The sequence below is a fragment of the Henriciella mobilis genome (assembly GCF_003576285.1).
In the GTDB taxonomy this organism is placed as follows: Bacteria; Pseudomonadota; Alphaproteobacteria; order Caulobacterales; family Hyphomonadaceae; genus Henriciella; species Henriciella mobilis.
The window spans coordinates 1-13,175 of the sequence record NZ_QWFX01000014.1 but is presented as its reverse complement, the minus strand read 5'-3'; the positions used below and the strand labels follow the sequence as shown (position 1 = coordinate 13,175).

At 61.8% G+C, this 13,175-nt stretch carries 6 protein-coding genes; all 6 read left to right on the top strand.

The window, feature by feature from the left end:
* Positions 1-78 precede the first annotated feature (78 nt).
* The 6 genes from rpoB to tuf all read left to right on the top strand — a co-directional run bounded on the left by rpoB (position 79) and on the right by tuf (position 13,087).
* On the top strand, positions 79-4,206 hold the full coding sequence (rpoB, locus tag D1223_RS14555; RefSeq protein WP_119377171.1) for a DNA-directed RNA polymerase subunit beta: 4,128 nt from the start codon (positions 79-81) through the stop codon (positions 4,204-4,206).
* An 89-nt stretch (positions 4,207-4,295) separates the two neighbouring features.
* Positions 4,296-8,492: a DNA-directed RNA polymerase subunit beta' gene (gene rpoC / locus D1223_RS14550; protein WP_119377170.1), complete on the top strand. Its 4,197-nt coding sequence runs from the start codon at positions 4,296-4,298 to the stop codon at positions 8,490-8,492.
* A gap of 253 nt (positions 8,493-8,745) precedes the next feature.
* The gene (gene rpsL / locus D1223_RS14545) at positions 8,746-9,117 is read left to right on the top strand and encodes a 30S ribosomal protein S12 (protein ID WP_119377328.1); all 372 of its coding nucleotides are present in this window, start codon (positions 8,746-8,748) and stop codon (positions 9,115-9,117) included.
* Positions 9,118-9,129: 12 nt separating this feature from the next.
* Entirely contained in the window at positions 9,130-9,600 is a 471-nt protein-coding gene (gene rpsG / locus D1223_RS14540) for a 30S ribosomal protein S7 (RefSeq protein WP_119377169.1), read from the top strand.
* Positions 9,601-9,648: 48 nt separating this feature from the next.
* The gene (gene fusA / locus D1223_RS14535; protein WP_119377168.1) at positions 9,649-11,793 is read left to right on the top strand and encodes an elongation factor G; all 2,145 of its coding nucleotides are present in this window, start codon (positions 9,649-9,651) and stop codon (positions 11,791-11,793) included.
* A gap of 103 nt (positions 11,794-11,896) precedes the next feature.
* The gene (gene tuf / locus D1223_RS14530; protein ID WP_119376170.1) at positions 11,897-13,087 is read left to right on the top strand and encodes an elongation factor Tu; all 1,191 of its coding nucleotides are present in this window, start codon (positions 11,897-11,899) and stop codon (positions 13,085-13,087) included.
* Positions 13,088-13,175: the final 88 nt, after the last annotated feature.

Here is a 13,175-nt window from a genome sequence, read left to right as displayed (position 1 = left end):
TGCCGCGTGCTCGCGTTTCAGGTGGCAAGCCGCCGCTGGCCAGTCCTCGGCCCGGCGCGGCAAGAAACGGAACAAGAGATGGCTCTTTCTTTCACGGAAAAAAAACGTATCCGCAAATCCTTCGGTCGTATTCCCGAAGCCATCGACATGCCAAACCTCATCGAAGTGCAGCGCTCCTCCTACGAGCACTTCCTGCAAATGCATACGCCGCTCGCGGAGCGGACCGATGATGGCCTTGGTGGTGTCTTCAAAAGCGTTTTTCCAATCGTTGACTTCAACGAGCGCGCAACACTCGAATACGTCTCCTACGAATTCGAACCCCCCAAATTTGACGTTCAGGAGTGCATGCAGCGCGATCTGACCTACGCAGCGCCGCTCAAGGTGCGGCTGCAGCTGGTCGTGTTCGATGTCGACGAGGATACGGGCGCCAAGTCCATCAAGGAAGTGAAGGAACAGGAAGTCTATCTCGGCGATATCCCGCTGATGACGGACAAGGGTACCTTCATCGTCAACGGCACCGAGCGTGTCATCGTTTCCCAGATGCACCGCTCGCCGGGCGTCTTCTTCGACCACGACCGTGGCAAGACGCACTCCTCTGGCAAGCTGCTGTTTGCAGCCCGCATCATCCCGTATCGCGGCTCCTGGCTCGACTTCGAGTTCGACGCCAAGGACATCCTCAACATCCGGATCGACCGCAAGCGCAAGCTGCCGGCCACCACGATGCTGTATGCGCTCGGCTACGATACCGACGAAATCATCGACCTGTTCTACACCCGCTCTGTCTACCGCCTGGACAAGAAGGGCTGGATCACGGGCTTTCGCGCCGAGGCCTGGAAGGGCCAGAAGCCGGAATTCGACCTGGTCGATGCCAAGTCCGGCAAGGTCGTCGCTCCGGCCGGCCGCAAGATCACGGCCCTCGCTGCCAAGCGGATTGCCGAAGGCGGCACCGATGAGCTGCTGGTTCCGTCCACCGCGCTGGTCGGCAAGTTCCTCGGCCGCGACATCGTCAATCGCGAAACCGGCGAGATTTTCGGCGAAGCTGGCGATGTGATCGAGGAAGAACTCGTCGCCGAGCTGCGTGAGCAGGGCCACAAGTCGATCGAGGTTCTCAACATTGACGGCGCCGACCGCGGTCCGTGGCTGCGCAACACGCTGAAGGCCGACAAGAACGAGACGCGCTTCGAGGCGCTGTCCGACATCTATCGCGTCATGCGTCCTGGCGAGCCGCCGACGCAGGAAGCGGCAGACGCGCTCTTCAATCAGCTCTTCTTCGATGGCGAGCGCTACGACCTTTCATCGGTTGGCCGCGTGAAGATGAATATGCGTCTCAGCATGGCGCTGGACGATTACGAGCCCGCTGACGATACGACGCGTATCCTGCGCAAGGATGACATTGTCGGCGTCATGAAGGTCATTCTCGACCTGAAGGACGGGCAGGGCGAAGTCGACGATATCGACAACCTCGGCAACCGCCGCGTCCGCTCCGTGGGTGAGCTCATGGAGAACAATTACCGCATCGGTCTCGTCCGCATGGAGCGCGCCATCAAGGAGCGCATGTCCTCGGTCGATATCGACACGGTGATGCCGCACGACCTGATCAACGCCAAGCCGGTCGTGGCTTCGGTGCGTGAATTCTTTGGCTCCTCGCAGCTGTCGCAGTTCATGGACCAGACCAACCCGCTGTCCGAGATTACCCACAAGCGCCGTCTTTCGGCGCTCGGCCCGGGCGGTCTGACCCGTGAGCGCGCCGGCTTCGAAGTGCGCGACGTGCACCCGACCCACTATGGCCGGATCTGCCCGATCGAGACGCCGGAAGGCCCGAACATCGGCCTGATCAACTCGCTCGCCACCCATGCGCGCGTGAACAAGTATGGCTTCATCGAGAGCCCGTACCGCAAGGTTGTGAAGGGCAAGCTGACCGACGAGGTCGTCTACCTGTCTGCCATGGAAGAGCACCGCTATGCGATCGCCCAGGCGAACGCCACGGTATCCGACAAGGGCGAGCTGGAAAACGAGTTCGTCAACGCCCGTGTGAACGGCGAAGCGACGCTCGTGCCGCGTGAGGAAGTCGAATATATGGACGTGTCGCCGAAACAGGTTGTTTCGGTTGCTGCGGCCCTCATTCCGTTCCTTGAAAACGACGACGCCAACCGCGCCCTGATGGGCTCGAACATGCAGCGCCAGGCGGTGCCGCTTGTCCGCTCCGAGGCCCCGCTTGTCGGGACCGGCATGGAGTCCGTCGTGGCCCGCGACAGCCGCGCGGCTGTCGTTGCCCGCCGCGCCGGTGTGATCGAGCAGGTCGACGCGACCCGTATCGTGGTCCGCGCCACCGAGGATATCGACTCCGCCAAGTCCGGCGTCGATATCTATCGCCTGTCCAAGTTCCGTCGTTCGAACCAGAACTCCTGCATCAACCAGCGCCCGATCGTGCGCGTGGGCGATGAGGTGAGCGCTGGCGACATCATCGCGGACGGTCCGTCGACGGATCTCGGTGAGCTGGCCCTCGGCCGCAACGTGCTCGTCGCGTTCATGCCGTGGAATGGCTACAACTTCGAGGACTCGATCCTCATCTCCGAGCGGATCGTGAAAGATGATGTCTTCACCTCGATCCACCTCGAAGAGTATGAGATCGCCGCCCGCGACACGAAGCTCGGCCCGGAAGAAATCACCCGCGACATCCCGAACGTCGGCGAGGAAGCCCTGCGCAACCTCGACGAAGCCGGTATCGTGGCCGTTGGTGCCGAAGTGAAAGCTGGCGACATCCTCGTCGGCAAGGTCACGCCGAAGGGCGAAAGCCCGATGACGCCGGAAGAAAAGCTCCTGCGCGCCATCTTCGGCGAGAAGGCGTCCGACGTTCGCGACACCTCGCTGCGCGTGCCTCCGGGCGGCGCCGGTACGGTCGTCGAAGTCCGTGTCTTCAACCGTCACGGCATCGACAAGGACCAGCGGGCCCTGCAGATCGAGCGCGAGCAGATCGAGCAGCTGCAGGAGGACAAGGAAGACGAGCAGAACATTCTCGAGCGCAACACCTATGCGCGCCTGAAGGAACTGCTGGTCGGCAAGGAAGCCGCTGCCGGGCCGAAAGGCTTCAAGACGGGCAAGATCACCGAGGATGCTCTCGCTGAAATTCGCCAGAGCCAGTGGTGGGAGATCGCGCTGAAGTCTGAAAAGGCCCAGGGTGAACTCGACCAGCTGCAGGTCCGTTTCGACGAGTCGCTGCGCGAGCTGGAAGCCCGCTTCAACGACAAGGTCGACAAGGTGCAGCGCGGCGACGACCTGCCGCCGGGCGTGATGAAGGTCGTGAAGGTCTTCCTGGCCGTGAAGCGCAAGCTTCAGCCGGGCGACAAGATGGCCGGCCGTCACGGCAACAAGGGTGTCATCTCGAAGATCAACCCGGCCGAGGACATGCCGTTCCTGGAAGACGGAACGCCTGTCGATATCGTTCTCAACCCGCTCGGCGTGCCGTCGCGGATGAACGTCGGCCAGATCCTCGAGACCCATATGGGCTGGGCGTCCAACGGCCTTGGCCGGATGGTCCAGAATGCCCTCGACGAGTGGAATGCCAACAAGGACAACAAGGCGCTGCGCGAGGCGATCCAGACGGTCTACGGTGCAGGCGAAGAGCTGCCGGAGACCGATGAGGAGATCGTCGAGCTCGCTTCCAACCTTGGCAATGGCGTGCCGATCGCAACGCCGGTCTTTGACGGTGCGCGTGAAGCCGACATTGTCGAACTGCTGGAGCGTGCCGGTCTCGACCGGTCCGGCCAGGTAACCCTGTTCGACGGACGTACCGGCGAAGCCTTCAAGCGTCCGGTCACGGTGGGCTACAAGTACCTTCTGAAGCTCCACCACCTGGTGGACGAGAAGATCCACGCCCGTTCGACCGGTCCGTACTCGCTCGTTACCCAGCAGCCGCTGGGCGGCAAGGCCCAGTTCGGTGGCCAGCGCTTCGGCGAAATGGAGGTCTGGGCCTTGGAGGCCTATGGTGCCGCCTACACGCTGCAGGAAATGCTGACCGTGAAGTCCGACGACACGGCAGGCCGCGCAAAGGTCTACGAAGCGATCGTCCGCGGCGACGATACCTTCGAGGCTGGTATTCCCGAGAGCTTCAACGTGCTCGTCAAGGAAATGCGCTCGCTCGGTCTCAATGTCGAACTGATCGAAGCCAATGAGGATGACGATGAACCGCCGGTGGCAGCCGAGTAGGCTGCCATCAGGCATTTTCGGGTCGAGTAACGACAACTGAATTTATCCGGCCGGGATGATCCGGCCACCCCTCCCAAGGAGCGGACACTATGCGCCAAGACGTCACGAGCATCTTCAACCAGAACGCCCCAGCCACGAGCTTCGAGGCAATCAAGATTTCAATCGCCAGCCCGGAGAAGATCCGGTCCTGGTCGTCCGGCGAGATCAAGAAGCCGGAAACCATCAACTACCGGACCTTCAAGCCTGAGCGCGAAGGCCTGTTCTGCGCCCGTATCTTCGGTCCGATAAAGGACTATGAGTGCCTTTGCGGGAAGTACAAGCGCATCAAGTATCGCGGCATTGTCTGCGAGAAGTGCGGTGTGGAAGTCACCCTCGCCAAGGTCCGCCGCGAGCGGATGGGCCATATCGATCTGGCCGCGCCGGTCGCCCACATCTGGTTTCTGAAGTCGCTGCCTTCGCGCATCTCCACGCTGCTCGACATGCCGCTCAAGGAAGTCGAGCGCGTGCTCTACTTCGAGAGCTATGTCGTCATCGAGCCGGGCCTGACCCCGCTCGAGCCGAACCAGCTGCTCACCGAAGAAGAGTATATGGACGCCCAGGACGAGCATGGCGAAGATGCCTTCACCGCCATGATCGGTGCGGAGGCCATCCGCGAGCTTCTGCGCGCGCTCGACCTGGAATCGCTGGCTGACCAGCTGCGCGAGGACCTCGCCGAGTCGACCAGCGAACTGAAGACCAAGAAGTACTCCAAGCGCCTCAAGGTGGTCGAAGCCTTCCTGGCTTCGGGTGCCAAGCCGGAATGGATGATCATGACGATCGTCCCGGTCATCCCGCCGGACCTGCGCCCGCTTGTCCCGCTGGATGGCGGCCGCTTCGCGACGTCCGACCTCAACGATCTCTATCGCCGCGTGATCAACCGGAACAACCGCCTGAAGCGCCTGATGGAGCTTCGCGCGCCGGACATCATCATCCGTAACGAGAAGCGGATGCTGCAGGAATCGGTCGACGCCCTGTTCGACAATGGCCGCCGCGGCCGGGTCATCACGGGCACCAACAAGCGCCCGCTGAAGTCGCTTTCCGACATGCTGAAGGGCAAGCACGGCCGCTTCCGCCAGAACCTGCTCGGCAAGCGCGTCGACTATTCCGGCCGTTCGGTCATCGTGGTTGGCCCGAACATGAAGCTGCATGAGTGCGGCCTGCCGAAAAAGATGGCACTCGAGCTGTTCAAGCCGTTCATCTATGCCCGCCTCGACGCCAAGGGCCTCGCAGGCACGGTGAAGGCGGCCAAGAAGCTCGTCGAAAAGGAAAAGCCGGAAGTCTGGGACATCCTGGAAGAGGTGATCCGCGAGCACCCGGTTCTTCTGAACCGCGCGCCGACGCTCCACCGTCTCGGCATCCAGGCCTTCGAGCCGAAGCTGATTGAAGGCAAGGCCATCCAGCTCCACCCGCTGGTCTGCGCCGCGTTCAACGCCGACTTCGACGGTGACCAGATGGCCGTTCACGTGCCGCTCTCGCTGGAAGCCCAGCTGGAAGCGCGCGTCCTGATGATGTCGACGAACAACATCCTGTCGCCGGCCAACGGCAAGCCGATCATTGTTCCCTCGCAGGACATCGTTCTCGGTCTCTACTACCTGTCGCTCGACAAGGATGGTGAGCCGGGCGAAGGCATGGCCATCTCCGACGTCTCCGAACTCGAACATGCGCTGCAGAGCGGCAAGCTCTCTCTGCACGCCAAGATCAAGGCACGCTTTGAGGGTGTCGACGAGGAAGGCGAGGAAGAGATCCGCGTCATCGAGACGACGCCGGGCCGCTACATGATTGCGTCGCTCCTGCCGAAGATGAAGGGCATGCGCCCGGAAATCGTCAACGACCTGATGACCAAGAAGGCGATCTCGAAACTGATCGACGAGGTCTACCGGAACTGCGGCCAGAAGGCGACGGTCATCTTCTGTGACAAGCTGATGGAGCTTGGTTTCCGTGAGGCCTGCAAGGCCGGCATTTCGTTCGGCAAGGACGACATGAAGATCCCGGCAGCCAAGGCGAAACTGGTCGAGGATACACGGGCCCAGGTGTCCGAGTATGAGCGTCAGTATGCTGAAGGCCTGATCACGCGGGGCGAGAAGTACAACAAGGTAGTGGACGCCTGGTCGACCTGTACCGACAAGGTTGCCGACGCCATGATGGACGTCGCCGGTGAAGCCGAAGTGGATCCGGAAACCGGCCGTCAGCGTGAGACCAACTCGGTCTTCATGATGGCCCATTCCGGCGCCCGTGGTTCCAAGAACCAGATGAAGCAGCTGGCCGGTATGCGCGGCCTGATGGCCAAGCCGTCCGGCGAGATCATCGAGACGCCGATCGTGTCGAACTTCAAGGAAGGCCTGACCGTCCTTGAATACTTCAACTCGACCCACGGCGCCCGTAAGGGTCTGGCCGATACCGCGCTCAAGACCGCCAACTCGGGTTATCTCACCCGCCGCCTGGTCGACGTTGCCCAGGACTGCATTATCGTCGAAGACGATTGCGGGACCGAGCAGGGCATCCAGCTCAATGCGGTCATGGAGGGCGCGGATGTTGTCGTTCCGCTTTCCGAGCGCATTCTTGGCCGCACGACCGGCGAGGACGTCAAAAATCCAAAGACTGGCGACCTGATCTGCCCGGCGAATACCTATCTCGACGAAGCCCTGTCTCTCGCTGTCGAAGAGGCTGGTGTCGACGAGGTGAAGGTTCGCTCGCCGCTGACCTGTGAGACCAAGACCGGCGTCTGCGTGGCCTGCTATGGCCGTGACCTGGCGCGCGGTACGATCGTCAACAAGGGCGAAGCGGTCGGTGTGATCGCGGCCCAGTCGATCGGCGAGCCGGGCACGCAGCTGACCATGCGGACCTTCCACATCGGCGGCGCCGCGACGGTTGCTGAAGAATCGTCCGTGGAATCGGCCTTCGAAGGCAAGATCAAGTTCGAGAATGCCGAGACGGTGACCCGGACCGACAAGACCCTCGTGGTTGTCGGCCGCCAGATGTCCGTCTCCGTGCTCGACGGCGACGGCCGTACCCGCCAGACCTTCAAGCCTGGCTACGGTACGCGCCTCTATGTGAAGGACGGTGCCAAGGTGAAGCCGGGCGACAAGCTGGCCGACTGGGATCCGTTCGCACAGCCGCTGGTCTCCGAAATTGCCGGTGTTGCCAAGCTGATCGACGTTGTCGACGGCATGACGGCCCGCGACGAGACCGACGAAGCGACGGGCATCTCGTCGCGCGTGATCGTCGATTATCGCGGCAGCAAGGGCAACGACCTGCGTCCGGCGGTGCTGATCACCGACGAGAAGGGCGAGGCCAAGACGCTGCCGAACGGCACAGAGGCCCGCTATCTCCTGTCACCAGGCGCCATTCTCTCCGTCAATGACGGTGACGAGATCGGCCCGGGCGACAGCCTTGCGCGGACCGCGACAGGCGGTGCGAAGACGAAGGACATTACCGGTGGTCTGCCGCGTGTGGCCGAACTCTTCGAAGCCCGCCGTCCGAAGGACAACGCGATCATTGCAGATATCGATGGCCGCGTGTCCTACCTTCGCGACTACAAGAACAAGCGCAAGATCGCGATCATTCCGGAAGAGGATGGGGCCGACCCGGTCGAGTACCTGGTACCCAAGAACAAGCGCATCTCCTTCCAGGATGGCGACTTCATCCGCCGAGGCGAGTACCTCGTCGATGGCAACCCGGCGCCGCAGGACATCCTGAGCTCGCTGGGCATCGAAGCGCTTGCCAACTACCTCGTGGACGAGGTCCAGAAGGTGTATCGCCTGCAAGGTGTTCCGATCAACGACAAGCACATCGAGGTGATCGTTCGCCAGATGCTGCAGAAGATCGAGATCACCGATCCGGGCACGACAACGCTGCTCAAGGGCGAGCATGTCGACCTGCTGGAACTCGACGAGGCAAACGCTGCCGTGCGCCGGTCCCGCAAGCAGGACCAGCGCGAGGCATCGGGCGTCCCGGTCCTCCTCGGTATCACCAAGGCATCGCTGCAGACGCGCAGCTTCATCTCCGCGGCATCCTTCCAGGAAACGACCCGCGTGCTGACCGAAGCGGCCCTGCAGGGCAAGGTCGATACGCTGGAAGGCCTGAAGGAAAACGTCATCGTCGGCCGGCTCATCCCGGCCGGTACGGGTGGCGGCATGCGCAACTTCCGCCGTGTGGCCGGACAACGCGACGCCAAGCTTCGCGAGAAGCGGCGCCGGGCTGCGGAAGAAGCCGCCGCCGCGCTTCCGGCGCCCGACGCGGCAGAATAGGCGGCGTGGACAAGGCCCTGATCGCAGCGCGTACCGTCAGCAACACTTGACGGGACGTCTGCAGGGTCTTAACACGCGCCGAACGCTGGCTAGGACCGTCCTGTCGGATGGTCTTTTGCGGCCCTTAACTGGCGCCGTAAAGCTGGCCTAGTACGGAATTGGTGGTTCGATCGGGTCAGGAATGGCCCCATCGGGCTATCTTGGTTTGAACTGGTCCGATGGGGCCAAGGAAGAAAGTAGTCAAAAGGCCCTCATGCCCACGATTCAACAGCTGATCCGCAATCCGCGCAAACCAAAGCCAGCGCGGTCGAAAACTCCGGCCCTCAAGGGCAACCCGCAACGTCGCGGCGTCTGCACCCGCGTTTACACGACGACCCCGAAGAAGCCGAACTCGGCCCTTCGTAAGGTTGCCAAGGTGCGCCTGACGTCCGGATTTGAATCGCTGTGCTACATCCCGGGCGAAGGCCACAATCTTCAGGAGCACTCCGTTGTCCTGATCCGTGGTGGCCGCGTGAAAGACCTTCCGGGTGTGCGCTATCACATCCTGCGTGGTGTTCTGGATACGCAGGGCGTCAAGAACCGTAAGCAACGCCGCTCGCATTACGGCGTGAAGAAACCGAAATAAGGGTCCCCCGCCATGTCACGTCGTCACCGCGCTGAGAAACGTCAGGTCCTGCCGGATCCAAAGTTCAAGGACATCGTCATCACGAAGTTCATGAACCAGATCATGCAGGATGGTAAAAAGTCGACCGCCGAACGCATCGTTTATGGTGCTTTCGATCTGGTGGAAAACAAGGCGAAGAAAGACCCTGTGGAAGTGTTCCACTCGGCACTTGAAGCCATCTCCCCGGCCGTTGAGGTCCGTTCGCGCCGCGTTGGTGGTGCGACCTACCAGGTGCCGGTCGAAGTGCGTCCCGAGCGCCGTCAGGCCCTGGCAATCCGCTGGCTCGCTGCTGCTGCAAGCGCCCGCAATGAAAACACGATGCGCGAGCGCCTTGCCGGCGAACTCCTCGACGCGTCGCAAGGCCGTGGTTCTGCCGTGAAGAAGCGTGAAGACACGCACCGCATGGCGGAAGCGAACCGCGCATTCTCGCACTACCGCTGGTAAGCCCACACATCGTTCCCCCTCCCGGAACCAGAAATAAAGGTTAATCCCATGGCCCGCGAATACTCGTTGGAGCGCTATCGTAACTTCGGCATCATGGCTCACATTGATGCCGGCAAGACGACCTGCACCGAGCGCATCCTGTTCTACACAGGCAAGTCGCACAAGATCGGCGAAGTGCACGATGGTGCTGCGACGATGGACTGGATGGAACAGGAGCAGGAGCGTGGCATCACGATCACGTCCGCTGCCACGACCACTTTCTGGTTCCGTACCGAGGACGGCAAGAACCCGACGGGTATCTATGGCGAAACGCCGAAGGAAGCCTCCTTCCGCTTCAACATCATCGACACGCCCGGACACGTTGACTTCACCATCGAAGTCGAGCGTTCGCTGGCCGTGCTCGACGGGGCTGTGTGCGTTCTCGACGCCAATGCCGGTGTCGAGCCACAGACGGAAACCGTCTGGCGCCAGGCTGACCGTTACGAAGTTCCGCGCATTGTGTTCGTCAACAAGATGGACAAGACCGGCGCCGACTTCTTCAACTGCGTGAAGATGATCAAGGAGCGCACGGGTGCGACGCCGGCACCGATCCAGCTGCCGATCGGGTCCGAAAACGAGCTCGAAGGCGTGGTCGACCTGATCACCATGAAGGAATGGGTCTGGGAAGGCTCCGACCTCGGCGCCTCCTGGGACGTCCGTGAAGTCCGCGACAGCCTGAAGGCCAAGGCCGAAGAAATGCGCGCCGAACTCGTCGAGCTTGCCGTTGAGCAGGACGAAGAGGCCATGGAAGCCTATCTCGAAGGCGACGAGCCGGATGAGGCGAAGCTTCGTGAGCTGATCCGCAAGGGCACGCTCAGCATGTCCTTCGTGCCGGTTCTCTGTGGTTCGGCCTTCAAGAACAAGGGCGTCCAGCCGCTGCTGAACGCTGTGATCGACTATCTTCCGGGGCCGCTCGACGTGCCAGCCTATATGGGCTTCAAGCCGGGCGATGAGGAAGAAGTTCGCAACGTTGCGCGTCACGCCGACGACAATGAGCCGTTCTCCGGTCTTGCCTTCAAGATCATGAACGACCCCTTCGTGGGCTCGCTGACCTTTGTTCGCGTCTATTCCGGCACGATCGCCAAGGGCGGCTCGATGCTGAACTCGACCAAGGGCAAGCAGGAACGTGTCGGCCGCATGATGATGATGCACTCGAACTCCCGCGAGGAAATCGAGTGGGCCGGTGCTGGCGACATCATCGCACTGGCAGGTCTGAAGGAAACCACGACCGGCGACACGCTGTGCGACAAGTCGAACCCGGTTGTCCTGGAAACCATGACCTTCCCGGATCCGGTGATCGAGATTGCAGTCGAGCCGAAGTCGAAGGCTGACCAGGAAAAGATGTCTGCGGGCCTTGCCCGTCTCGCGGCCGAGGACCCGTCCTTCCGCGTCGAGAGCGACATCGAGTCCGGTCAGACGATCATGAAAGGCATGGGCGAGCTTCACCTCGACATCCTGGTTGATCGCCTGAAGCGCGAATTCAAGGTGGAGGCCAATATTGGCCAGCCGCAGGTGGCGTATCGTGAGGCGCTCGGCCAGCCGGCTGAAATCGTCTACACGCACAAGAAGCAGTCGGGCGGCTCCGGTCAGTTCGCTGAAGTCAAGATCCAGTTCGAACCGCTCGAAGCGGGCGAGGGCTTTGTCTTCGAGAGCGCGATTGTCGGCGGCTCAGTGCCGAAGGAATACGTGCCGGGTGTCCAGAAGGGCCTCGAGCAGGCCAAGGAAAACGGTCTTCTGGCCGGTTATCCTGTGACCGACTTCAAGGCGACGCTGATCGACGGCAAGTTCCACGATGTCGACTCCTCGGTCCTGGCCTTCGAAATCGCCTCGCGTGCGGCGTTCCGCGAACTGCGCACGAAAGCCGATCCGCGCCTGATGGAGCCGATCATGAAGGTCGAGGTGATCACGCCGGAAGAGTATATGGGCGACATCATCGGTGACCTGAACTCCCGTCGTGGCCAGATCCAGGGCTCGAACCCGCGCGGCAACGCTGTTGTCATCGGTGCCTTCGTGCCGCTGGTGAACATGTTCGGATACGTCTCGAACCTGCGCGGCATGTCGCAGGGCCGGGCACAGTTCACGATGCAGTTCGACCACTACGCGGAAGTTCCGAAGGCCGAGGCCCAGAAGATCGTTCAGGACCTGGCGGGCTAGCGAGATCGGATCGTTCGCCAGCCCTTCAACAGGCTGCGATAGAACGATCCGGACAAGTTTGAATTAGATGGCATTTTGCTAGTTGAAATGAAGGAGAGGCCAAATGGCCAAGGCAAAGTTTGAGCGCAACAAGCCTCACGTGAACATTGGTACGATTGGGCACGTGGACCACGGCAAGACGACGCTGACGGCGGCGATCACGATGACGCTGGCGGAAGTTTATGGTGGTGCGGCGAAGTCCTATGCGGACATCGACAACGCGCCTGAAGAGAAGGCCCGCGGGATCACGATCAACACCGCGCACGTGGAATACGAGACCGACAAGCGCCACTATGCGCACGTCGACTGCCCCGGCCACGCGGACTATGTGAAGAACATGATCACGGGTGCGGCGCAGATGGACGGCGCGATCCTGGTTGTGAACGCAGCTGACGGCCCGATGCCGCAGACGCGCGAGCACATCCTGCTGGCCCGCCAGGTTGGCGTTCCGGCGCTGGTCGTGTTCCTGAACAAGGTCGACCAGGTCGATGACGAGGAGCTGCTCGAGCTGGTCGAGATGGAAGTTCGCGAACTTCTGTCCTCGTATGACTTCCCGGGCGACGACATTCCGATCATTGCCGGTTCGGCGCTGGCGGCTGTCGAAGGCCGTGACGAAGAGATCGGCAAGAAGAAGATCCTCGAGCTGATGGAAGCGGTCGACGAGTACATCCCGACCCCTGAGCGTCCGCTGGACAAGCCGTTCCTGATGCCGGTCGAGGACGTGTTCTCGATCTCCGGTCGCGGTACGGTTGTGACCGGCCGTGTCGAGACGGGCGTCATCAAGGTTGGCGAGGAAGTCGAGATCGTCGGCATCCGCCCGACGCAGAAGACGACGGTGACCGGTGTGGAGATGTTCCGCAAGCTGCTCGACCAGGGCCAGGCTGGCGACAACATTGGCGCGCTGATCCGCGGTATCGACCGTGAGGGTGTTGAGCGCGGCCAGGTTCTCTGCAAGCCGGGCTCGATCACGCCGCACGCGAAGTTCGAGGCCGAGGCCTACATCCTGACGAAGGAAGAGGGTGGCCGTCACACGCCGTTCTTCACGAACTATCGTCCGCAATTCTACTTCCGGACCACGGACGTGACGGGTGTTGTCACGCTTCCGGCGGACAAGGAAATGGTCCTGCCGGGCGACAACGTCAAAATGGACGTCGAGCTGATCACGCCGATCGCGATGGACCAGGGCCTGCGCTTTGCTATCCGCGAAGGCGGCCGCACCGTCGGCGCCGGCGTCGTCTCGGCGGTCAAGGAATAAGCATCGGACAGGTGCTTGTCGCCCCGCAAGGGGCTGACACAAGACATCAAGGGCCGTTCCTCCGGGAGCGGCCCTTTTTTGTTGAAGG

What these genes read in the sequence shown, in the direction of transcription:
- rpoB (WP_119377171.1), top strand. Translation starts at nt 79, where the DNA reads ATGGCTCTTTCTTTCACGGAAAAAAAACGTATCCGCAAATCCTTCGGT.
- rpoC (WP_119377170.1), top strand. Translation starts at nt 4,296, where the DNA reads ATGCGCCAAGACGTCACGAGCATCTTCAACCAGAACGCCCCAGCCACG.
- rpsL (WP_119377328.1), top strand. Translation starts at nt 8,746, where the DNA reads ATGCCCACGATTCAACAGCTGATCCGCAATCCGCGCAAACCAAAGCCA.
- rpsG (WP_119377169.1), top strand. Translation starts at nt 9,130, where the DNA reads ATGTCACGTCGTCACCGCGCTGAGAAACGTCAGGTCCTGCCGGATCCA.
- fusA (WP_119377168.1), top strand. Translation starts at nt 9,649, where the DNA reads ATGGCCCGCGAATACTCGTTGGAGCGCTATCGTAACTTCGGCATCATG.
- tuf (WP_119376170.1), top strand. Translation starts at nt 11,897, where the DNA reads ATGGCCAAGGCAAAGTTTGAGCGCAACAAGCCTCACGTGAACATTGGT.